Here is a 21,990-nt window from a genome sequence, read left to right as displayed (position 1 = left end):
AAAATTATTTCTGCATAATATAGCATTTATCATGTTCTATCTTAAAACATAAATCTCCTGCTACATCAACAATAACATCCATAACTTCAGACAAAGGTGGATTATCTTTAAACCTGAAACTATAACGATCATTCTTTAAGCTATGCTGATTATAAAAGAACTTACAATCGTACTTACGTTCCAATATCGTTATAATCTCCGTTATAGTCTTTCGATTAAATACCAACTCACCTTTTTGCCATGCTGTCACATCTTTCATATCAGGATAAGTCAGAGTATCTTGACGGCTCTTCCTATTATACACCAATTGTTCATTTGGCTTAAGCAACTTCTTTTTGCCCAAGTCGTCAAATTCCACAAGAACACTCCCTGTTATTAGAGTTGTAAAAACATTATTATCTTCAGTATATGCGGATACATTAAACTCGGTTCCCAAAGCTGTTATTTGAAAATCATTGGTTTTGACAATAAACGGTTTGTTTTTATTAGCTTTTACTTTAAAATTAGCTTCGCCAATTAGAAAAACACTACGGTACTTTCCTGTAAATTGTTCGGGATATAATAACATACTCCTCGAATTCATGCTTACCCGACTTCCGTCAGGCAAAAAAAATGTCTTCATCTGAGTGCCCGATATGCATTGCTGAGTTATTCCTGAATCGTCTTTTTCTGCCTTACAAAGCAGATATCCTAAAGATATAGATACTATTAATAATATAACAGCTACCGATTGCCACAATCGCATAAACAGTTTTTTATCGGACTTTTGTTGAGGTTGAACATGTGTAAGATTGTTATCTAACTTCCAACGTTCCAGTGATTTCTCCAGGTCGAATACTTTTCCTTTTTTTCTTGCTTCTAGATAAAGCTCCTGTAATGCTTCATCCTTTTCTTTTTCATATTCATTATCAACCAACCACCTGTAAAACATTTGATTTGTTTGTTCCGAATAATTATGTCGGGCAAAAAGGGATAATATTTTCTGAAAATAATTCTTCATGTTATCATTATATTAGATTTTGAAATTTCATATATAACGATTGAAACATTCCAGCTACTTAAAGAAAATACAGGAAAAATAAAATTAAAATGATTCTCTTTAAAACTTGAAGCGACAAATATATCTGATGCTCTATTGTACGAACAGAAAGATGTAAGGATAATGCAATCTCCTGATTGCTCATATTATTGAAACGGCTCATCTCAAAAATCCTTCTGCGACGTTCAGGAAAGTTTTCAAGAGCCATTCTTATTATTAGTTGCATTTCTTTATAATAAAGCGAATTTAACGGATCTGAGAAGCCTAACAAATCCTTAATTGTACTTTTCTTTATTTGTTCCTCCCGATAATCATTTTCCAGTCTTTTGTGCTTGATAAAATCAAATGCAACATTTTTTGCCATAGCGTATATATACCCTTCTTTTCCATCATTATTTTGCCACGTCTCAAAATTAGTCCATAATTTGGTAAATACATCTTGAGCCAAATCTTCCGCATCTGCTTCCGATTTAAGAAACATATTGATAAAAAACTTCACTGAAGAGAAATGAGCTCTAAATATCATTTCAAACTGTTCTACTAAACAATGGTCTTGATTCATATAAGGTTACACTTTTGTTTGTGTTACCTTACAAAGATAGAGTAACTTATCTAGAATTGAAAGTAATAATGGTTTTATTTTTAATAAAATATTACTATAAATTAGATAGGGGATGATTTCTCTGTTATATCATGGCAAGCGAAGTATTACACCAATAATAGTTATAGACCATGTACTAGAAATCCATCCAATTGTTTCTTGATATTCTCAAAATCCTGATTCAGATCAAGTGTCCGGTAATATATGATATTCCCATCCCTAAATGTCGTCTGTCCATCAGGTGTTATATCTTCTTCTGTCTTGGCATACAGCAACATTCCATCCACGTTCCCAGCATGATTAACATCATAATTCATTACATAAGAATGAATTTGATACAGGTTATTAGAATGAATAGTTCTCTTGTCAAATTGACATTGCATTGATTTACTATAATATTTGGTATCAATAATCAATATTCTCTCTTTAAATGTCAACGTTATATCCGTCCGCATTATAGGAAGAATGCTGGAAGTAGACTGTTCTTTATCAATATTCCAGTCTATTTGAGTAGCCTTTGCTTTTAATTCCGGATAATGCTTTCGGTAATATTCCAAAACAAACTTCTCGTAAAGCCTACACATATGTTCATCGGAGAAATCCCTCATTTTATACGTACCCTTTTCCGTAGTCATTAACATCCCGTCGAGAATGAAATAACAAACATATAGAAGCATCTGATAAGTCTTACAATTTCTATCAAAGCGCATAGTAGTCCAGTTTATCGTCGGAATATCAATAACTTCTACATTGCTAAAGAAAAGCATAAGACGCTTCAACGAAGCTTTCCTGTCCGATTTGACATTCGGATGTTTCAGCAAGAATTGAACAGTCGTCTTTAATATCTGATTAAATTTGTTATTCTCTGATAATTCATCATACTCACAATCTATTTTCTGTTGTTTTCGCATCAAATTATTGATAGTACCATTTATATCAAGCTTGCCCTTTAACGTAGATAATGAACCATGACAGGAAATATATTCTTTATGTAACCCTTGCTTAAGTTGATACGAAATGCCACGAACTAGAATTTCGGCAAATAAATCATGAATCTCGTCAAATTCTTCACCTGCTATTTCTTCATAGTTATTCTGCTTAAGCTCTTGAAAAGCATAAGTCAACATATAATAGATATTGCGAATGAATATACCTTTGTCTATTGTCATTTTATCAGGCTCAATAATTTGTCTGTTTCTTCTTTGAATTTCTTATCATTGTCAAACCAATATTCGCGTAACATAGGGGCAATATCATATTCAATCACATTTCCAAGCCACATATCATCAATAGATTCCTGATTACAGAAATAACTATGACCGATACAAAAGCCTTTTCCGAGTGAATCATCTTTAGCAATCTCAACATTCAGAGCTTTGATGGCATCAATCACCCTATTAAAGGCGTCACAATCAAGATTCTCCTGATACTTTTTGAAACCATCCGAATCAAATCCCGGCACCATATCAAAGAAACTGAACCGACGACGTAAAGCGTAATCAATCATAGCCAGGCTACGGTCTGCCGTATTCATCATACCTATGATGTAAAGATTCTCCGGTACAAAAAAATACTCATCATTGTATGCAAGACGGATTTGATGTTTTTCGCCCCGATAATCTTTTTCAATAAGCATCAGTAACTCACCAAAAATCTTACTCATATTTCCTCTATTAATTTCATCAATAATAAAGAAATACTTCTTATCCGGATCACTTTGGGCTTTCCGGCAGAAATTATAGAATACCCCTCGTCTAAGTTCAAAACCACCATCTTCTTTTGGCTTATATCCCATCACAAAATCCTCGTAGGAATAATTCTGATGAAATTGAATGAACTCTATTTTAGTTCTATCTTCTTCCCCTATAATAGAATAAGCCAGACGCCTAGCCGAATACGTTTTACCAACACCCGGAGCGCCTTGTAATATGACATTTTTCTTTGCCAACAACAGGTTTCTCAATTTGTTATACTCTTCTGATTTTATAAATACATTATCCAAAAAATTTGTTTCGGAATATTGAGGATTATGCATAGGATTTCCGCCACGTATTAATTTCATCAATATGTTATACTCGTCTTTTGTCAGTTTGAAAAACGAGCCGTTCTTATTCTTCAGGAATTCCATGCCACTTAATCCCGGTATATCCTTTATAACTGAATAATCAACAGGATTCAATAAGCTCTCAGTCTTTTTGAAATATATTTTTTGTCCATCGGCAGATTTGGCTATTTCTGCAATAGCTACCACCTGTTTAACAGGAGTAGCTTCATAGCCAATAACAACATCTCCTTCTTTTGCATCAATAAAATTTTGGAATACCCTTCGTTGATTTCCACTATCATTATAAAGAGTATAGTCTTGTATTTCGCCAACCGGAGTTTTCGAAAAGCTCCATATTTTAGGACTTGCCACAAGCCACCAATATTGTTTTTGAGATTTATTTTCAAATAGCTTCTCCAAAGATTTCACAGAATCCGGCTGCTTGGTTATATCGGTCAAAGTCTTTTGGACATTCTTGCCTACTGTCTCCCATTCTCCGACATTCGTCCATTGCATTTTACGAACATGCTTAAAATCAGAGAAAGAATCATCAAAAGTATAGTCACTTTTCACAATACCACGCCCTATTATTTGATTCTGTCCCTTTTTGACTATAACAATATCACCCACTTGCATCTCATAAGCAAACTCCCATAATGCCAAACTATCATTTTTAAACGAGGATCCCGGCTTGCCATATATATCCTGCAATTTAGCTGCCATTTCTTTCTTAGAAGAGTATTCCAAAAGGTTACCCATATCATCCCAACCAATACACATTATGTTTTGAGATAAACACACATCCCACTTAGATGCATTTTCTCCCGGAGCGTATAACCAAATCTTATGTTCCATATTTGAACTATCTAATTCATTTACAATATTTAGTAACTCCTCATAAAATTCGAAAAGGTCTTTTTCGCCTTTCTGTTCTATCAGGAACCTTTGCAAATCAGAAATTTTAGTTTTATTTGTGACAGACATACCAAAATAACTAGCCAACTTAACCAACATATCACGCTTATATACTGGTATTAAAGTCTCATCTGAATATAAAAATGCTATTTTCCATTTGTAAGCATCGCCTAACTCATCTATTTTCTCTATTGCTTCCAATTCACCTTTGCCCGCATGTTCTGCTATTTTAAATATAGTGCTTCTGACAATAGCAAAAGCTTCATCAGCAGTCTGTTTATCATATTTGTTATACCAAGCATACTTATCATTGCTAACAATACGAGAATCATTCTTATTGGGTTTGTTTCTATATTCATAAATACCAAACTTATAAGAAGAGCCACCCCAAATAGAACCTAAATCATATGTTTTAGATTCAACCCAATAACAAAACGAATTCTGTCTTTCGAGATTTGTATATTGTGTAAGTGTCATTTTTACAAGATGTTTTTTCGGAAAAGCAGCTTGAAAATCTTGATATATCTGTCTTCTGTCAATCATACTCAAATAGTATTAGAACTTTTCTTCATTAATTCACCTTCCAATGCCTTATTTTATCATGTCCAATTCTTTCAACAATGTAATCAAAATCACCCTACAACAGAACAAACACCTTTATAAAAACAAAATCACCTGCCCGTGAATTACTTTTTAAGTCACAAAGATACAGAATAGTTATTTTAATATAGTAAACACCTGTGTTTTTTTATTGAAATATACCTACTATCTATATTACACAGAATAATATTGTCGCTATTAATAATACTCATGCAATAAACCACTTTTGTTTATTACTTTAAAACCACATAAGCCACATTATGAGAACGTGCCGTTTGAAATTCCAGATAATTGGGTGTGGACGACACTAGAAGAAATATGTTTGTTCTTATCTAGAGGTAAGTCCCCAAAGTATTCAGATACGGATAAAACCTATCCTGTATTTGCTCAAAAATGTAATCTAAAAGAAGGCGGTATATCTTTAGAGCAAGCACGCTTCTTAGACCCATCTACAATTTGTAAGTGGAGCGAGGAATACAAGCTAAAAACAGGAGATGTGCTTGTCAATTCAACAGGAACTGGAACAGTTGGACGAACAAGACTTTTCCACGAAAGCTATTTGAAGAATTATCCTTTTGTTGTGCCAGATTCTCATGTCTCAGTTATAAGGACAACAAACGAGATTAAATCTGAGTTTGTTTTTGCTTATATCTCATCGCAACTTATACAACGGCATTTGGAGGATAATCTTGCAGGAAGTACCAATCAAAAGGAATTATATATCGGGGTATTGTCGGATTTATCATTTCCGCTTCCTCCTCTTGCCGAACAACAACGTATTGTGGTAGAAATAGAGAAATGGTTTGCGTTGATTGACCAAATAGAACAAGGCAAAGCTAATTTACAAACAACTATCAAGCAAACCAAGAGCAAAATCCTCGACCTTGCTATTCATGGAAAGTTAGTACTGCAAGACCCGCATGACGAGCCTGCCATTGAGCTATTGAAGCGCATAAATCCAGACTTCACACCTTGTGATAACGGGCATAGTGAGAAGTTGCCACAAGGATGGTGTCAAACAAATTTAGGGACAATTGGAATATGGCAATCTGGTGGTACACCTAGCCGTTCAAATAAATCTTATTATGGTGGAAATATACCATGGCTTAAAACAGGAGATTTAAATGACGGATTGATTACGGATATTCCTGAAAGTATAACAGAGGAAGCCGTCTTAAATTCTTCTGCTAAAATCAATCCTACAGGGAGTGTGTTAATAGCAATGTATGGTGCAACGATTGGGAAATTAGGAATATTAACTTTCCCTGCTACCACAAATCAAGCATGTTGCGCTTGTATAGAGTTTAATGCCATTGCCCAATTATACCTCTTCTATTTTTTATTGTTTCAAAGGAGTGCTTTTATAGCAAAAGGAGGTGGCGGAGCACAACCAAATATATCTAAGGAAATAATTGTAAATACATTTATTCCTCTACCACCTATTAAAGAACAACAACGAATCGTTCAAAAAATAAAAGAGCTATTTTCTGTTCTTGACAACATTCAAAATTCCTTAGAAGTGTAGCAGAATACACTTCTAAGGGCTGATGTTGATCTACCAATTCACCACTTTATCCACAATTTTCTGCTGTTCGCTGGCTGTCCTGCGAAGATAGATACGAGTGGTTTCAATACTTTCATGTCCCATAAGGTCGGCAAGTAGAGCAAGGTCATTAAAGCGGTCGAGGAAGTTTTTGGCGAAACGGTGACGGAATGAATGAGGATAAACTACTTCCTTGTTCATTCCATATTTTTCGGCAAAATGTTTGAGTTGATATGCAATTCCACGAGTGGTAATGCGCTGTCCGAAACGGTTCAGAAAGATATAGCCGGATGTTAAGCCTTGATTCTTCAACCATTTTTCTGCTTCTGTTCGTAGATTCTTGGGAATGTATAGCCGTCGAACCTTTCCACCTTTGCTGTACAGGTCAAGATAGCCCACCTTGATATGTTCTGCTTTGATGTGGAGTAATTCGCTGACACGTGCTCCGGTAGCGGCCATAAACCACACGATAAAATACCACTCCTCGTAACCGTCAACTTTAAGCTGGGCTTTGAGAAATTTGTAATCTGCATCGCTAATAACATTTTCCAAGAAGTTCTTTTGCTGTACTTTTACGAACTTTACTTTGAGCTTTTCTTGTTTTGTAAACTCCAGATACTTGTTAATCCCCTGTAACCGTAGATTGACTGTCTGAGGTTTGAAATTCTCTACCAAATACCCTTTGTACGCCAAAAGGTTCTTCTTGTTCACCTCTCCATAATGATTAAGGAAATACTGTACCGTCCACACATATGATGTGACGGTGTTCTTGGCAAGATTCGTTTTTGCCAAATGATTTTTGAATTTTGTTACCATATTGCATTGATTTATAATGAATACAGTAACAATATAGCAAAACGTATCGGGCATTATACGCAGTTGCCTGATGGTTGGTGTACTACGACACTTAAAGATTTATGCGAAAACATCAATGGATTGTGGAAAGGAAAGCAAGAACCATTTGTCCATGTGGGTGTTATACGCAATGCAAATTTTACAAAAGACTTTAAATTGGACTATTCAAATATTGAGTATATTGATGTTGAACAACGAACTTTTTCTAAACGCCATTTAATGAATGGTGATTTAATTGTAGAGAAATCAGGCGGTAGTGATAATAATCCTGTAGGAAGAACAATACTCTATGAAGGTGAAAGTGGCGTTTTTTCATTCAGTAATTTTACAATGGTATTAAGAATAAAGCATAGCAACACCATATTAAGCAAGTTTCTGTACTATTATATTCTGGCTATATATCAGAAAGGAGCTATGAGATTGATGCAAACACAGACTACTGGGTTACACAATCTGATTCTTGATAATTTTTTATCAATACCTGTACACATACCTTCACTCTCTGAACAGGAGCGAATAGTTAACAGAATAGAATCGATTTTCACCTCTTTAGATACGATAATGGAGAGCTTATAAACTCTCCATTATCGTATCTAATTGTGCGAATATTTTACAGACTGTATAAACAATTCGTTTTTGTTCATTTATTGGAGGAATAGCGATAATTATATTTTCAATGATATTTTTACTTACTCTTTGTTGACCTACAACTCCATTAAAAGAACCTACACATTGGCTTATGAAATAATCTGATTTAAAGAAATAAAGTCCATATTGAGCATCCATAAATTGAGACCTAAATACATGGAGTTCAGTAGTGCCTACGCCAATACCATTTGGCAGACCTTTTAGAACTACTGACTTTCTATTTTCTAAACATGGAGATATTTTCGCAACTGCAATGTCTCCGTCTGCGAAATGCGTAAAACCAGTTTTGATTTTGTCCCAGCGTCTAGCCTCGTATTTAAAAGTATTATTGTAACCATCAGTGATATTGGCCATCGGAACAAAACCAGCTTCAACATTATCATCTACCTTATTTTTAGGATTGATCATGAACACCTCTTTTATCGTTGAGTAGCACCAACCATCAGGCAACTGCGTATAATGCCCGTTATCACAAGGTGTGAAGTCGGGATTTATGCGCTTCAACAGTTCAATGGCTGGCTCATCATTCGGGTCTTGTAGTACAAGTTTGCCGTGAATGGCGAGGTCAAGAATCTTGGATTTCGTTTTTGAAATGAGATTACTCATTTCGGATTCTTCACTATCAATGGCATCAACGAATGATAGCCAATAAGATACTTTTTCGATTATTCTAATCTGTTCTTTTGGGGGCGGTAATGGTATAAAGAAGTTCTTTAGAATGTCGAAAGGTGGAATGTTCTTGATTGCAGTACCCTTGCTTTCCTTTGCAGCCTCTCTTTTAAGAATGAAATCAAAGTAAAGCAAATAGAAATTAGAAATGGACTTATCAAAAAGTCTAATGGTCATAAGAGCTTGGTTAATAATACCCTCTCTAATATTGAGTGGCAGCACGTATGTTTCCCCAATCGTCCCTGCGCAACTAACAATAATGTCTTCTGGTTGAACCGCAAATCCTTTGAGTTCATCATACTTGTCTTTGTCTATAAAATAGTGTCCTAACGTAGCATCCTTACTTATGGCATTCTTTTGTTCATAAACTTTATAAGCATTAGGAGAATCTGGCACAAACATAGATTTAGTAAGACTACTGCCAAATGGTCCTTTTTTATAAAATGCTAAATCGTCCAGTTTGCACCAACACCATCCATCCGGCACCTCAAACGGCACATTCCCATAATGTGGCGTATCAGAAGAAACTGTTTTCTTACTTTTCCTTATCTTTCCCTCCTTTATCAAACGTTCTTTCTCTTCCTTAATACGTTCAAGTAAAACAGATGCAGGTTCATCATTTGGATCTTGTGGGACAAGTTTTCCTCTAATAGCGAGGTCTAATATTTTCTGTCGTAGTTTCTTTGTGTCCATTAGTCCTCGATATTTGCCATTAATTTTTGAAGTTCAGCCACCGCTTTACTTATGTTATCACTTTTCTCTTTGAGAATATCAATTAATTCTGATAATGAATAGTCTACTTCATCCCCTCCCTGTTTTATCCAAGATACATCAAGGCTGGTTTTGTCACGAGTTATTACTTCATCACAACTATATTTACGCCAACGCCCATTCGGATTAGTTTCAGCATTATATGTTTCTACACGAGCATTTATATCCTCCGCATGATAACACGAAACGAAATCATCAAGATGATGCCTTTGCATTGGATTAGTAGCCAATGTATGCTTTACATCTGTACGATAATCATAAAACCAAATATCCTTCGTACTACTACCTTTTGTAAAGAATAACACATTAGCTTTTACACCTTGAGCATAAAATATACCAGTCGGCAAACGCAAAATAGTATGTAAATTAAATTCTGAAAGTAGTTTCTTACGAATCACTTCTCCAGCTCCACCTTCAAACAGTACGTTATCAGGCAAAACAACCGCTGCACGTCCGCCTGTTTTGAGCGAAAGCATTATATGCTGTAAGAAATTCAATTGGTTATTTTTCGTTTCAACATAAAAATCACTTCGATTAATGTCGACAGAACCAGAAGGACGAGTTCCAAAAGGCGGATTAGCAAGAATGACATTCACTAGTATATTAGGTTCTTTTTCTAAAGAGTCCTGACATATGATAGGACTTCGGTCAGTACCAACACCATGAAGATACAAGTTCATCGAAGCTAATGTAACAACCAAAGGAGTATTATCCGAACCATGTAGAGCTTTATTCCGCAAAAAGTCCCGTTTGCCTTTGTCTTGTGATTGTTTTTTCATGTAGTCATAAGCAGCCAAAAGAAAACCACCAGTTCCACAAGCCGGGTCACAAACCGTTTCCCCAATCTGAGGACGAGTTACATCAACCATTGCCGATATAAGAGAACGAGGAGTAAAATACTGACCTGCTCCACTCTTTTTATCTTGTCCATTCTTCTCTAAAATACTTTCATAAATAGCCCCCTTAACATCACCATCCATTATAAGCCATTGCTCCTCATTAATCATTGTTATGACTTTCTTTAAATATACAGACTTATCTATTTTGTTTTGAGCTTTCGTATAGATAGTACCAATCAGATTATCCTGCTCACTCAGTATTCTCAATGTATTTTCATACTGACCTATCAAATCAAGACCATCCAATTCTATCAGGTTTTCCCAACGATATCCTTCAGGTATGGCTGATTCTTCGTCAAGCAATTTAACGTTTTCATCATCCATTTTCAGAAATAACAAATAAGTCAGTTGGGTTATATAATCGGTAAATCCAATACCTTGCCCCGCTAACGTAGTGGCAAGTGTCCAAACCTTTTTAGTCAGACCTTGCTCATTCGAATTTGATTTTGCCATATTAATTTTATGCTACTTTTCTATTATAAATTAAAAACTGAGATAATGAAACAATAGCCTCATTCACCGCTGCTATAGTACCAAACTTACGTATCATCTGAAGCGCTATTGTTTTATCATCTTCCTTTATTTCTTTTATTGTACAAGAACCATTCGCTACAATATAGTTCACAATCTGACGGATAGTATTCTTTTGAGCCTCAGTCATTGTACGCTGTATCTGCCCACACCACAATTCAAAACGTTGGGCAGCCATTGATGACAGGCTACGAAGTTCTGTCACCTGATGATAAGCATATCTGACTAACTGAATAATATTAGTCAAAGCTTCTTTTTCTTCTTTCGTCCCAAAATGTACTACATTGGAAGGGTTAACAATAGAGTATGTATTCCATAATTGAGAAGGAGTAAACTTGTAATTCTCCATTTTCATCCGATTCTCCAAATCCTTAAGCATTGCATAAGTGATAGATTCTCCGTTATTGTTATAAATAATGCGTAAAGCCTCTATCTCATCTCTATGTTCATTTACATATTGTTCAAACGCCTGAGTCGTGTCGTGAGCTTCCTCTATGGAAAATCCTTTCTCAATCAATGTATCTTCACCGGGCATTAAAATTGTGACAAATCCGGCGTTCAGAATACACAGATATTCACGGGCATCGGGATGAATAGCGAGAGGACGCACCAAGCCTTTCCGTTCGTTATTCGGTTCGTTTATATTCACATATTCCGGCAACAGATTATTATCCAAAGCTTCATATATACGAGATGCCATATCCCGCATATCTGTACCAGCCAATCTTATAAACTCATTCCTCTGTTCTTCATTTGCCTTATTATGTATTCTTGACAGACGGCTAGCCAACAATCGCAGATGTTCATCCGGCAGTTCACCATGAGAGATACGCTCTAAAAGTTGCCTTAAAGACAATAATGTTTCAGCATTGCTTCCCGCTCCAGAAGTTGTTACATAATGCTCATGTTCTGTTACTCCCACCGCATCGACTAAGAAAAACAAATCTTTACTATGAGCATTTGGAGTAACATTACGCAGTTGCTCATCACCAATTGTACGTACTCCCCTACCTTTCATCTGAGTATAAAGAGAGTCAGACTCGACATCACGCATAAACATCACCACTTCCAAAGGCTTCACGTCTGTTCCAGTAGCAACCAAAGTCACAGTTACAGCAATGCGGAACTCCTTATCATTACGAAAATGACGTATCAATTCATTACTATCTCCAGCCGAATAAGTGATTTTCTGCACAAACGTATCATCTTCACGTCCAAAGACTTCCTTCGCTATTTTAACAATATTACGTGCATGAGCATCATTCAAAGCAAATATTAATGTCTTAGGTAAATAGTCAAAATTAGGTTCTCTTTGGGGATCATTAAACATTTCTGTATAAACCGCATCTCTATATGTCTCTAAAATCAACTTTATTTGAGCAGGATTAATAATACTCCTATTCAGTTCTTGTCTTGTATAAGTAGTCGTTTCCTGTGTTTCGATATTTTCAGTTTTACCTGTATAGCGGGTTATTTTACGTACTTTATCCCCCTCGCGAATTGCACCGCCATCTTCGGTTACTTGTGTTTTAATACGGAACACCCTATAATCAACATTGACACCATCAACTATTGACTTTTCAAGAGTGTAGTTCACTATTAAGTTGTTATTAAAGAAGGCTAATGTTTCAACAGCAGGAGTAGCTGTTAACCCAATCATTTTTGCAGAACTAAAATATTCAAGCACACTTCGCCAACTACCATAAATAGAGCGATGGCACTCATCAATAATTATCAAATCAAAGTAATCCGGGGGCAAGTTAGGATGAACTGGCAAATTCATATTTCTAGTGCCGTCGACAACATAATCCGCTTCATTATCATCATCTATAAAATCGTCTCCGGACAATAAAGAAAATAAACGCTGTATAGTAGCGATAACAACATTGGCATCATTTGGGATTTTCGCGGTTTTCAATCTTTCTACCCCAAATATGGTATTAAACGGATCACCATTTTCTGTCAAACGGAATGTTCCAAATTCTCCTTCTGCCTGTTTTCCAAGATTATTACGGTCAACAAGAAACAAAACCCTCTTCATTGAAGTGAAAGCCAACAAACGATAGGCAGCCAAACATGCGGTATAAGTCTTTCCCGCTCCCGTAGCCAAAACCATCAATGCACGATCATGCCCGCTACGAAAACTATTTTCTAATTTTGTTATCGCTTCATACTGGCAATCCCTTAATCCTTTCCTTTTTAAAGTTGGAAGTCCTGCAAAATCATCTTTAAGTCCTAATAGTTTTACTATTTCTTTAGGAGAATGAATTTTATTCAAAGAAATATATTCAGAATCAACTTCACGGGTATCTCTGAATAACAGTTCCCTTCCATTTGACAAATAAACTAAAGGTAAAGGATTCATCCAAGCCTGACACCAATGAGGTACACCTCTAGTATATTTTTCAGCCTGGTCTGCCACAATTTCAGAATAAATTGACACAGATTCTTTCTTTGCTTCCAATACGCCAACAGCTTTACCATTTAAAAAAAGTAAATAGTCAGCTTCACGATTACCTTTCAGCAAGCCTTCTTCGACTGCTATAGCAGATACTTCAGGAGAATAATGATTTCTATCAACTACTTCCCAACCCGCATCATTAAGCATACGGTCAATTATTATTCGAGCCTTTTCTTCCGGTTTCATGTGTGTGTCTTTTTTGTAACTTCCGATAAGGCTATATTATCGGAAGTTACAAAAATAGGTAAAAATATAGAATATGAGAAAGAAATAGAGATTTTTTGATACATCACAACACAATTTCTCTATAAAAGATTCTTTGCATATTAGTAATATTTGTCCAAACACTTCCCATTCCCAAAATAAAGCCCTACTTTTGCGAAGAATATTTTCCCGTATATTAACATATTAACAACAGTATCTCACAAATAAAATAAACCCTACAAGATGAAAGAAGAATCCGACAGCCCGTCTGTCCCCTACAATTTCTCCCGGTGTTTCAACGACCAATGTCCACAAGCCTCGAAATGCTTGCGCCACGTAGTTACGCAAGATAAAATAGCCGACTATCTTTATATCTCCATCGTTAATCCGGCACGTTATCCTGCGGATGGAAACCAATGCGAATGTTTCAAGACTGCTGTCAAAGTTCATGTGGCATGGGGACTAAAACGGTTGCTCGACAGAATCCCTTATGAGGATGCAGTCAGTATCAGAATACAATTAGTGGGACACTACGGGAAAACGGGATATTATCGGTTCTATCGTGGAGAACGGGGGCTTATGCCTAAAGACCAAGCCTATATAAAACAACTGTTCCGTAATAAAGGGATAAAAGAAGAACCAACTTACCAACGTTACACAGAAGAATATATTTGGTAAGTTGCTGTCATCTGTCACAGTTTAGGAGTTAATAGTTTAGTAATGAACCGATAAGCCCGTGACAGCAAGAGGTGACAGCAGGGTGATGGCATTTTTGCCGTCACCTGGTTATTAGTCTTACGACATGATAAAGAGTACCGCTACGCGTATGTTTGGAAGGTATTTCTTGCTTTTTCAGTATTCTTCCGAAGGAATTAACCCTCTTGACAGACATCGGGATTGAACTGCCTTTTTGAATATCCTCCATAATCTCCGCTGGAGACAACCACTCCCCTTCTTCAGGCTGTGCGGCACGGAAATAACGGAAGAAAAGTTGCTCTTCCGGTGGGACTTGTTCAAATTCACGGTTGTTTTCCACCATGATCTTTTCTTCCTCCTGGTCGAACCAGTAACGTTCGCCATGTTCCAATTCGTACATAGCTTGTGCGTAAAGCTGCTCATAGTCTATCGGACGATTGGTGTCAATCACTCCGGTCACTTCGATGCAAATAAAACGACGGCTGCCGGAAGGGTCGGTCAACAAGTCTTTCTGGTTACTTGTAGCTATGAATGAGGCATAACGGCGCATTTCAAGCACGGCACTGCCATGAGGTTTCTTCACATTCAATACTGGCTTTTGCAGAATATGTTTCAGAAAGCCTTGTTGTGTCGAACTCACCTGGTCAAATTCATCGATATTGATAAGCGCAAAACGATTGAGGTAAAGTTCGGCATCTTTCTTTCGGGAAAAATCAATACTGTCGGTATAGTAGGAACGCTCGGAAGGAGGCATTATGCTCCGGCAAAAGGTGGATTTACGTGTTCCTTGCGGTCCGACGAGTAAGGGCGAAACACTGTTTGCATACTTTTTATTGCTTCCTTTCCAATGAGAAACCATATTGAGGAACCAACGGTGGAACAAATCCATCCAATACGGATTCTTACAAGGGACGGTGGCTGCCAATGCACGAATACGGTCTTTACCGTCCCATGCGGGAAGCCGGTAGAGAAAATCTTCCAACGGGTTGAATACAGGGACGCGGTTGGAGTAAATATAACGGCTAATATCCCTGTCCCACAAGGGGATGCCTTCCATTTGTGCATCCAAAGCAATGCTGTTCAACGCACGTTTGTCGAGAGGATTGAAGCGGAAACGAAAAGAAAGCCTTTCACGATATTCTACCTCACCAATTTGGGTATTATGGCGGAATTCATAGCGGCGTTTCATGAATTCTTCAGTCTGCAAGGCGAGTTGCTGCTCTTTGCTTAGGCTGATATTCTTGCCGAAGCCTTTGCACTCGGTATATATATTGCCGATCATTTGCCGAATAAGCTCTTCTTGTTTATACATATAGAAGTGGAAAACGGTACGTCTCACGACTTCTTCTTGCGGAAGTCCCGAAGCAAAACAGTTTTTAGCCAGTTGAACGACTAAAGGATGCCATGTGCCTTCACGCAATTCAAGTCCCGCTTCCCGAAGATCGGCATACGCTTTCCGAAAAGCGGCTTCGAAAAGCATCAGGAAGGCATTTTCCGCATCATATCCCGGTACGGCACGAGTCAATGGAGATTTCTCCGCCTGAACCGCTTCCCGGAAAGTGGTTTCTTCGGGCATTGATGATGGTTGAGAGAGATAAAATTGGACTGAATTCGGACGATATATGATGTCCGGATCGTGGGATAATCGCGAATATTGTTCCAGAGTCGGTTCTTTGGGAAGTATATCGAATGGGATTTGGGGCTGATAACATTTCACAGCCAGTCGATAAGCATGGGCGTGGAATAGTTCCGCTTCTTCCCGTGTTTTAGGAAGCGAGTTGTCCGGTCGGGTGAAGGTAGTCCATATTTTCACCGTTTTACCACTTGAACCCATAAAAACACAACGGGTTTGTGGTTGCTCACAGGCTTTTTGTTTCACTAAAGCGATTTCCGACTTATTGGATAAAGGACCGATGGTCAGTTCTACAATACCGTTGTAGTTTTTCATCTGTTTCTGACCGTTTACTTTACGGAATTCAGCGGAAGGAATTATCTTGGGCAGTTTATCGGCAAACATACACCGTTCATCGGAAAGGGTATATCGCAGATGCTCTCTGAATGTAGAAACAGGGCGGGATTTTATTTCTGTCTTTATCTTATTTACCAGTATATCAAGATCCATTACGCTGAGCGCTATCGTATCTTCATTCTTACGAAATTGAGTAATTTTCATTAATTTGATAATAATTTGTTTTGTCAGCGTCTTTGTGATCGTTGAGACTGCTAAATTACTCATATTATCCGGAACCGACAAGGGAAACAATACTTTAATTTAGAAAATTATTGATATGTCAAGTATTTCTTTGGGGGAAAGAAACAGGTTCGCCTACACGCAGTTACGCTTCAAGTTAGTTTCCTTTGCTTGAAACTAAAGTTTCAGCTAAGAGAAACTGTAGTTTCATCGGTAAGAAACCAATGGTTTCAAGTAATTGAAACTAGAGTTTCAAGCGTATGAAACTAAAGTTTCAAACCGCAGAACCAACAGTTTCGCACCTTGAAACCGTTGGCTTCAAGGCAGGACACAACTCATAATGTACGGGGATAATAAATAGAACGCCTTATCTTTCTATGGCTGATACTATCAAATTCCAAACAGTATCTTTGATTTTTTCTTTGTTTTTGGGTGACAGCATTATTGCTATCACACTGCTATCACCTTGTGCTGTCACACCATTAAGCACTCATACTCTGGAAGTTAATTTATAAATTGTGACAGATGACAGATATATTTCGTTTTTTCATTTCATAGGACCCTGAAGCTGAATTCAAGTTATAAATGCGACACCTACTTATTTCACAGGGGACAATTATTCCGCCATCGTATCATATTCCGCAATTTTCTCCTTACACAGACGTTCAGTTATATCTTTCAAAATACCTATGCGAGAAATAAGGTATTCCAGTTGTTCTTGCGAGATACTGAAATCTTTGTTATAGTGAGCTTCAATGTAAGAACGGCATAATAAATCAAAACATTCTTTCTCTGCGTCCGTATTTTGAAGAAAGACTGCAGTTAATTCCATAGAAAAACGTTTCACCATCCCACCAAGTTCTTTGATTTTATGACTCTTTGGGCGATAGTTCGTAAAGACCATCAGGATACAATTATAAAGTTTCTCACACGTCTGATGAAGAAGAAAAGCAGAAATCTTAGTTTGTTTCTTAGGCAAATAATATTCTTTCACCCCTTCTAAAAGCCCGCAAGCATATGGATATAATTCATTAAATTCTTTTTGTGCAATATCTCGAATCTCCCTAAAACTCAACTTCCGTGGTTTAGCCAATTCATGTTTGCCACTATTATAAAGCATAATCCCCTCCTTTACTATATCCGTAAAGAAATACTGGCTGACTTCCAAGTTACGGTTTACAGTATTAATATGCTCTACTATAAATTGCGGAAAAGCATGACGACGATCTGCAAACAAGTCATGATATTTATTCGTAATACGGTGTAATTTCTCTTCCACTTGCTTAGCCGGTCCGGTTATGACCACAAGAATATCATAATCACTCTGATACGAAGTATGAACACCGAATTCTATATTACTATCCCATAAAACATAGTTTCCCCTTGCATAACTTCCGAACAGGATAACCATCTGACAATTCCCGATGCTTTTACGCACTAAATCCAGCAAGACTGTCAATTCTTCCTGCGTTCGCTTGGGTAAACGTTTTATAGACTTTTTCATAATCATGCTTATTTGAAAACTTTACAAAGATACGAACTTTATAAGGTCAATTATTCCTTCCACAACACTTTTTATACTTCTTCCCGCTTCCACAGGGACAAGGATCGTTCCTTCCGACCGTGTGTCCGGAAGGCATACCACGAAACAGATTGTCTATCCCAGCCTGCATTTCCGGAGTAATGTCCATACCGGCAGCTTTCATATTCGGGCCTGCAACAACGCGGGGAGGATTCTTTCTAAATTTGTCTTTTTGAAATAAAACGAATGTTTCATCCGAAGAATAACCTTTCAGGAACCAACGGGGACAATGATTCACATAATCCATAAATAGTTCAATAGCCTCTTGCAGCTCCTGCATGGAAGAAAGTTTATGGCTAATCATTGAAGTAATAATAGACATTGAATTTTCTTCCGTTTGAGCAGTAAGCCACAAATATGCCAAACTGCTATCCGCTTTTTCCTCCGTATATCCCAGTTTCTTCATCATATATACCTTCAATTCATCCCAACACGGATTAGGAATAACGACTAACGGCATCATTCCTGCCGCAAAAGCTTCTTCTTTGGAAAACTTCTTCCTATTTGTTATTTCACGACGAGCATACATTTTTTCTTCCAAATCATCTAAATCGTCCAAAAATGGAGACTGTATACAAATAGTAGAGTTATAACCATCCACCGCCTCAAAGGTTAGCCGCTGTATCAATGCCGAATTAGCCAAACTATCGGCTATTTCTCTTTTCGTCACCGAATCCTGCAAATAGTCAACCAGCATACTTAACAGATCGAAATAAGACAGATAACCATATAAATTTATGATTCCATAAGCATACTGCTCTACCATAAAACGGATTGCCTGCTTTTCCGAAGTCAAATAATTATTTAAATAAGGAGCTACGGCTTCACGCAATTCATCACAAATCATGTAGCGGACTTTACTTTCTTCCAAGTGACAAGTATCCGTCGCTACGAAAGACAGAATTTCCAACGTACTCACCATAAATGAATTTGTAGTTTCTACATACGTATCGGTTCCCGCTTTCACCAACTTATCAAGCAAAGTCAGCTCATACTGTGTCAATCGGGGAAGCCACATATCAGGGCAAGCCAAAACTGCTTCTGCAAAGTAGGTTGCATATTCATCTTTGCGCAGTTTTGTGGGAACAGGTAGACATAATATTTTCGCCATCTGCTTTAAATCTTCTTTTGTATTCATCTTCAATCCATCTACTAATTTTACCGATGATTGAAATAATTCCGACTGACATCTTATCATAATATCTACTCATTAATTGATTGATTCACAAAAGTAGGAATTTCTTATCCGACATCACTATTTTTGAATGAGAATTTGCAAAGGCAATTACTATTTATACCTTTGTGACTTCAACAGAAAATATGATTTCAATAGAGAATTAGTAACCCGTTAAAAGAGAAATTGATTATGCGTTCATTCATAGTATTTCTTTGTCTGGTCCCCACCCTCCTGTTTGCCCGACAAACTCAACTTGAGACACAGTTGAAAGAAGCCATCAAAGGAAAGAAGGCCGAAATAGGAATAGCCGTCATCATTGATGGAAAAGATACGGTAACTGTCAATAATGATATTCACTATCCACTGATGAGCGTATTCAAGTTTCATCAGGCATTAGCATTGGCAGATTATATGGGAAAACAGAAGCAATCGCTGGAAACCCGGTTACCCATTAAGAAATCGGATTTAAAGCCGGACACTTATAGTCCGCTTCGAGATAAATATCCGCAAGGAGGAATTGAAATGAGTATTGCCGACCTCCTAAGATACACACTTCAGCAGAGTGATAACAATGCTTGCGATATTCTTTTCAACTATCAGGGTGGTCCGGATGCTGTGAATAAGTATATCCATTCACTAGGAATTCGGGAATGTGCCATCGTCGGTACAGAAACTGCCATGCACGAAGACTTGAACCTATGTTATGAAAACTGGACTACTCCGTTAGCCGCAGCCGAATTAGTGGAAATATTCCGTAAGAAGCCATTGTTTCCCAAAGTGTACAAAGACTTCATATTTCAAACAATGGTAGAATGTCAAACCGGGCAAGACCGTCTGGTTGCTCCGTTGCTCGACAAAAAAGTAACCGTAGGTCATAAAACCGGAACGGGAGATCTTAATGCGAAAGGACAACAAATCGGTTGTAATGACATCGGTTTCGTTCTTTTGCCCGGTGGACGTACTTATAGTATAGCTGTCTTCGTGAAGGATTCTGAAGAAAATAATCAAGCGAACAATAAAATTATCGCTGATATTTCCCGTATCGTTTACGAATATGTAATGCAGCATTAAGATGGAGACAAAGTACATTCGGTACGAATGAAGATTGAAACAAAGTAATAGAAATTAGAAAATTCATTTATATGAAACTACATCATATCGCTATCTGGACTTTTCGTCTGGAAGAACTAAAAGAGTTCTATGTCCGCTTCTTCGGAGGAAAAAGCAACGAAAAATATATCAATCCCAAGAAAGGATTCGAGTCCTATTTTATCTCTTTTGGAGAGGGAACAGACTTGGAACTGATGAGTCGTACAGATGTACAGAACACTCCCATTGAAGAAAACAGGGTTGGACTGACACACTTTGCTTTCACCTTTCCCAGCCAGGAAGAAGTATTACGCTTCACCGAACAAATGCGTTCGGAAGGATATACCATCGCCGGCGAACCGCGTACTTCGGGAGACGGATACTTTGAAAGTGTAGTCCTCGATCCTGACGGAAACCGGATTGAGTGCGTATATCGGAGAACTGCAAACGAATCGAAAAACAAAGCAAGACAGGAAACTGAAACAGAAAGTATTCCCCCCGTGACGCTCCATACAGAACGTTTATTTCTCCGCCCTTTCGAAGAAAGAGATGCTGAAGCGTTCTTTGCTTGTTGCCAGAACCCGAATTTGGGAAACAATGCCGGATGGCCACCCCATCGTACGTTGGATGAATCCCGCCGGATACTTCATTCCACATTTATCAACCAAGAGGGAATATGGGCAGTGATACTAAAAGATACAAAACAGCTAATCGGTTCGGTAGGAATTATCCCCGACCCTAAACGCGAAAATCTACAAGTGAGAATGTTGGGTTACTGGCTCGACGAATCATATTGGGGCAAAGGATACATGACCGAAGCAGTGCAGGGTGTCCTCAACTATGGCTTTGAAGAATTGCGGCTTAGCCTCATCACAGCGACCTGTTATCCGCACAATAAACGTTCGCAGAAAGTACTGAAAAAGAACGGTTTCATCTATGAAGGTACACTTCATCAGGCAGAACTGACTTACAACGGAAACATCTACGACCACCAGTGCTACTACCTGCCCGGCATCTCCCAACCTACTCCGGAAGACTATGATGAAATCCTCCATGTATGGGAAATGTCCGTTCGCCACACGCATGATTTCCTGACGGAAGAACATATCCAGTTCTATAAACCACTGGTGCGGAAGCATTATCTACCCGCTGTTGAACTTTTTGTTATCCGGAATGCCAACGGAAAGATTGCCGCCTTCATGGGATTGAGCGACGAACTGATCGAAATGGTATTCGTACACCCCGACGAACAGAGAAAAGGATATGGCAAACGATTAATGGAATATGCAAGAGACAAAAAGCAGATGGATAAGGTGGACGTAAACGAGCAGAATGAAAAAGCACTCCAGTTCTATCTCCATTTGGGATTCCAAGTCATCGGCAGAGATGAAACGGACAGCATGGGTAAACCTTTCCCTATTCTTCATTTGCAACTGCCGGAAGCTGATTCCACTAATAGAGATTAATTTCCCAAA

The 21,990-nt window shown here is 37.7% G+C and carries 15 protein-coding genes and 1 pseudogene; 5 read left to right on the top strand and 11 right to left on the bottom strand.

Annotated elements, in window-relative coordinates:
- Nucleotides 1-4: 4 nt before the first annotated feature.
- From AB5217_RS16275 to AB5217_RS16260, 4 genes are all read right to left on the bottom strand, one after another.
- On the bottom strand, nucleotides 5-1,000 hold the full coding sequence (locus tag AB5217_RS16275; RefSeq protein ID WP_004310976.1) for a FecR family protein: 996 nt from the start codon (nucleotides 998-1,000) through the stop codon (nucleotides 5-7).
- Nucleotides 1,001-1,058: 58 nt separating this feature from the next.
- Entirely contained in the window at nucleotides 1,059-1,601 is a 543-nt protein-coding gene (locus AB5217_RS16270; RefSeq protein WP_008651269.1) for an RNA polymerase sigma-70 factor, read from the bottom strand.
- 161 nt (nucleotides 1,602-1,762) lie between these two features.
- Entirely contained in the window at nucleotides 1,763-2,809 is a 1,047-nt protein-coding gene (mcrC, locus tag AB5217_RS16265; protein ID WP_032854623.1) for a 5-methylcytosine-specific restriction endonuclease system specificity protein McrC, read from the bottom strand.
- Nucleotides 2,806-5,076 carry an AAA family ATPase gene (locus tag AB5217_RS16260; RefSeq protein WP_229115811.1) on the bottom strand — a complete coding sequence of 757 codons (2,271 nt, stop codon included), beginning with the start codon at nucleotides 5,074-5,076 and terminating at the stop codon, nucleotides 2,806-2,808. The genes mcrC and AB5217_RS16260 overlap by 4 nt, the downstream gene beginning before the upstream one ends.
- Before the next feature lie 349 nt (nucleotides 5,077-5,425).
- Here AB5217_RS16260 and AB5217_RS16255 point away from each other — a divergent pair, with 349 nt between their 5' ends.
- The gene (locus tag AB5217_RS16255) at nucleotides 5,426-6,724 is read left to right on the top strand and encodes a restriction endonuclease subunit S (protein WP_080706971.1); all 1,299 of its coding nucleotides are present in this window, start codon (nucleotides 5,426-5,428) and stop codon (nucleotides 6,722-6,724) included.
- Between the two features lie 30 nt (nucleotides 6,725-6,754).
- Here the strand turns inward: AB5217_RS16255 and AB5217_RS16250 are convergent, their stop codons facing one another.
- Complete coding sequence (locus AB5217_RS16250; RefSeq protein WP_032844963.1) at nucleotides 6,755-7,558, bottom strand: tyrosine-type recombinase/integrase; 804 nt, start codon at nucleotides 7,556-7,558, stop codon at nucleotides 6,755-6,757.
- On the opposite strand from AB5217_RS16250, the gene AB5217_RS16245 reads away from it, so the two are divergent.
- Entirely contained in the window at nucleotides 7,535-8,173 is a 639-nt protein-coding gene (locus AB5217_RS16245; protein ID WP_234153970.1) for a restriction endonuclease subunit S, read from the top strand. The genes AB5217_RS16250 and AB5217_RS16245 overlap by 24 nt on opposite strands.
- Here the strand turns inward: AB5217_RS16245 and AB5217_RS16240 are convergent.
- The 3 genes from AB5217_RS16240 to AB5217_RS16230 are packed head-to-tail and all read right to left on the bottom strand — an operon-like array spanning nucleotide 8,168 to nucleotide 13,762.
- The gene (locus AB5217_RS16240; protein WP_258908189.1) at nucleotides 8,168-9,607 is read right to left on the bottom strand and encodes a restriction endonuclease subunit S; all 1,440 of its coding nucleotides are present in this window, start codon (nucleotides 9,605-9,607) and stop codon (nucleotides 8,168-8,170) included. The two genes, AB5217_RS16245 and AB5217_RS16240, sit on opposite strands and share 6 nt — an antisense overlap.
- The gene (locus tag AB5217_RS16235; protein ID WP_032844961.1) at nucleotides 9,607-11,037 is read right to left on the bottom strand and encodes a class I SAM-dependent DNA methyltransferase; all 1,431 of its coding nucleotides are present in this window, start codon (nucleotides 11,035-11,037) and stop codon (nucleotides 9,607-9,609) included. Before AB5217_RS16235 ends, AB5217_RS16240 begins: the two co-directional genes overlap by 1 nt.
- Before the next feature lie 7 nt (nucleotides 11,038-11,044).
- On the bottom strand, nucleotides 11,045-13,762 hold the full coding sequence (locus AB5217_RS16230) for a DEAD/DEAH box helicase family protein (protein WP_032844960.1): 2,718 nt from the start codon (nucleotides 13,760-13,762) through the stop codon (nucleotides 11,045-11,047).
- Nucleotides 13,763-14,023: 261 nt separating this feature from the next.
- Here AB5217_RS16230 and AB5217_RS16225 point away from each other — a divergent pair, with 261 nt between their 5' ends.
- Nucleotides 14,024-14,458, top strand: a complete 435-nt coding sequence (locus tag AB5217_RS16225) for a DUF6078 family protein (protein ID WP_008651257.1) — start codon at nucleotides 14,024-14,026, stop codon at nucleotides 14,456-14,458.
- A 100-nt stretch (nucleotides 14,459-14,558) separates the two neighbouring features.
- On the opposite strand, the gene AB5217_RS16220 is transcribed toward AB5217_RS16225, so the two are convergent.
- The 3 genes and pseudogenes from AB5217_RS16220 to AB5217_RS24960 all read right to left on the bottom strand — a co-directional run.
- Nucleotides 14,559-16,649 carry a BT4734/BF3469 family protein gene (locus AB5217_RS16220; protein ID WP_070782614.1) on the bottom strand — a complete coding sequence of 697 codons (2,091 nt, stop codon included), beginning with the start codon at nucleotides 16,647-16,649 and terminating at the stop codon, nucleotides 14,559-14,561.
- Nucleotides 16,650-17,283: 634 nt separating this feature from the next.
- Nucleotides 17,284-18,171 carry a HEPN domain-containing protein gene (locus AB5217_RS16215; RefSeq protein WP_032846011.1) on the bottom strand — a complete coding sequence of 296 codons (888 nt, stop codon included), beginning with the start codon at nucleotides 18,169-18,171 and terminating at the stop codon, nucleotides 17,284-17,286.
- A gap of 46 nt (nucleotides 18,172-18,217) precedes the next feature.
- Nucleotides 18,218-18,295: pseudogene (locus AB5217_RS24960) on the bottom strand (SEC-C metal-binding domain-containing protein); the annotation flags it as partial.
- A 1,320-nt stretch (nucleotides 18,296-19,615) separates the two neighbouring features.
- Between AB5217_RS24960 and bla the strand changes: the two are divergent.
- Together bla and AB5217_RS16200 are read left to right on the top strand one after the other, a co-directional pair.
- Entirely contained in the window at nucleotides 19,616-20,497 is an 882-nt protein-coding gene (gene bla, locus AB5217_RS16205; RefSeq protein ID WP_032846009.1) for a class A beta-lactamase, subclass A2, read from the top strand.
- 71 nt (nucleotides 20,498-20,568) lie between these two features.
- The gene (locus AB5217_RS16200) at nucleotides 20,569-21,981 is read left to right on the top strand and encodes a GNAT family N-acetyltransferase (RefSeq protein WP_032846008.1); all 1,413 of its coding nucleotides are present in this window, start codon (nucleotides 20,569-20,571) and stop codon (nucleotides 21,979-21,981) included.
- Nucleotides 21,982-21,990 lie beyond the last annotated feature (9 nt).

The sequence above is a fragment of the Bacteroides sp. MSSM.1001136sp1_RTP21357st2_D2_RTP21359_211015 genome, from assembly GCF_040913205.1.
Lineage (GTDB): Bacteria > Bacteroidota > Bacteroidia > Bacteroidales > Bacteroidaceae > Bacteroides > Bacteroides ovatus.
This window is presented reverse-complemented; position numbering and strand designations above follow the sequence as displayed.

Bases quoted from the DNA above. Each gene is read 5' to 3' on its own strand.
- AB5217_RS16275 (WP_004310976.1), bottom strand. From the start codon at position 1,000: ATGAAGAATTATTTTCAGAAAATATTATCCCTTTTTGCCCGACATAAT.
- AB5217_RS16270 (WP_008651269.1), bottom strand. From the start codon at position 1,601: ATGAATCAAGACCATTGTTTAGTAGAACAGTTTGAAATGATATTTAGA.
- mcrC (WP_032854623.1), bottom strand. From the start codon at position 2,809: ATGACAATAGACAAAGGTATATTCATTCGCAATATCTATTATATGTTG.
- AB5217_RS16260 (WP_229115811.1), bottom strand. From the start codon at position 5,076: ATGACACTTACACAATATACAAATCTCGAAAGACAGAATTCGTTTTGT.
- AB5217_RS16245 (WP_234153970.1), top strand. From the start codon at position 7,535: ATGATTTTTGAATTTTGTTACCATATTGCATTGATTTATAATGAATAC.
- AB5217_RS16250 (WP_032844963.1), bottom strand. From the start codon at position 7,558: ATGGTAACAAAATTCAAAAATCATTTGGCAAAAACGAATCTTGCCAAG.
- AB5217_RS16240 (WP_258908189.1), bottom strand. From the start codon at position 9,607: ATGGACACAAAGAAACTACGACAGAAAATATTAGACCTCGCTATTAGA.
- AB5217_RS16235 (WP_032844961.1), bottom strand. From the start codon at position 11,037: ATGGCAAAATCAAATTCGAATGAGCAAGGTCTGACTAAAAAGGTTTGG.
- AB5217_RS16230 (WP_032844960.1), bottom strand. From the start codon at position 13,762: ATGAAACCGGAAGAAAAGGCTCGAATAATAATTGACCGTATGCTTAAT.
- AB5217_RS16225 (WP_008651257.1), top strand. From the start codon at position 14,024: ATGAAAGAAGAATCCGACAGCCCGTCTGTCCCCTACAATTTCTCCCGG.
- AB5217_RS16220 (WP_070782614.1), bottom strand. From the start codon at position 16,649: ATGAAAATTACTCAATTTCGTAAGAATGAAGATACGATAGCGCTCAGC.
- AB5217_RS16215 (WP_032846011.1), bottom strand. From the start codon at position 18,171: ATGAAAAAGTCTATAAAACGTTTACCCAAGCGAACGCAGGAAGAATTG.
- bla (WP_032846009.1), top strand. From the start codon at position 19,616: ATGCGTTCATTCATAGTATTTCTTTGTCTGGTCCCCACCCTCCTGTTT.
- AB5217_RS16200 (WP_032846008.1), top strand. From the start codon at position 20,569: ATGAAACTACATCATATCGCTATCTGGACTTTTCGTCTGGAAGAACTA.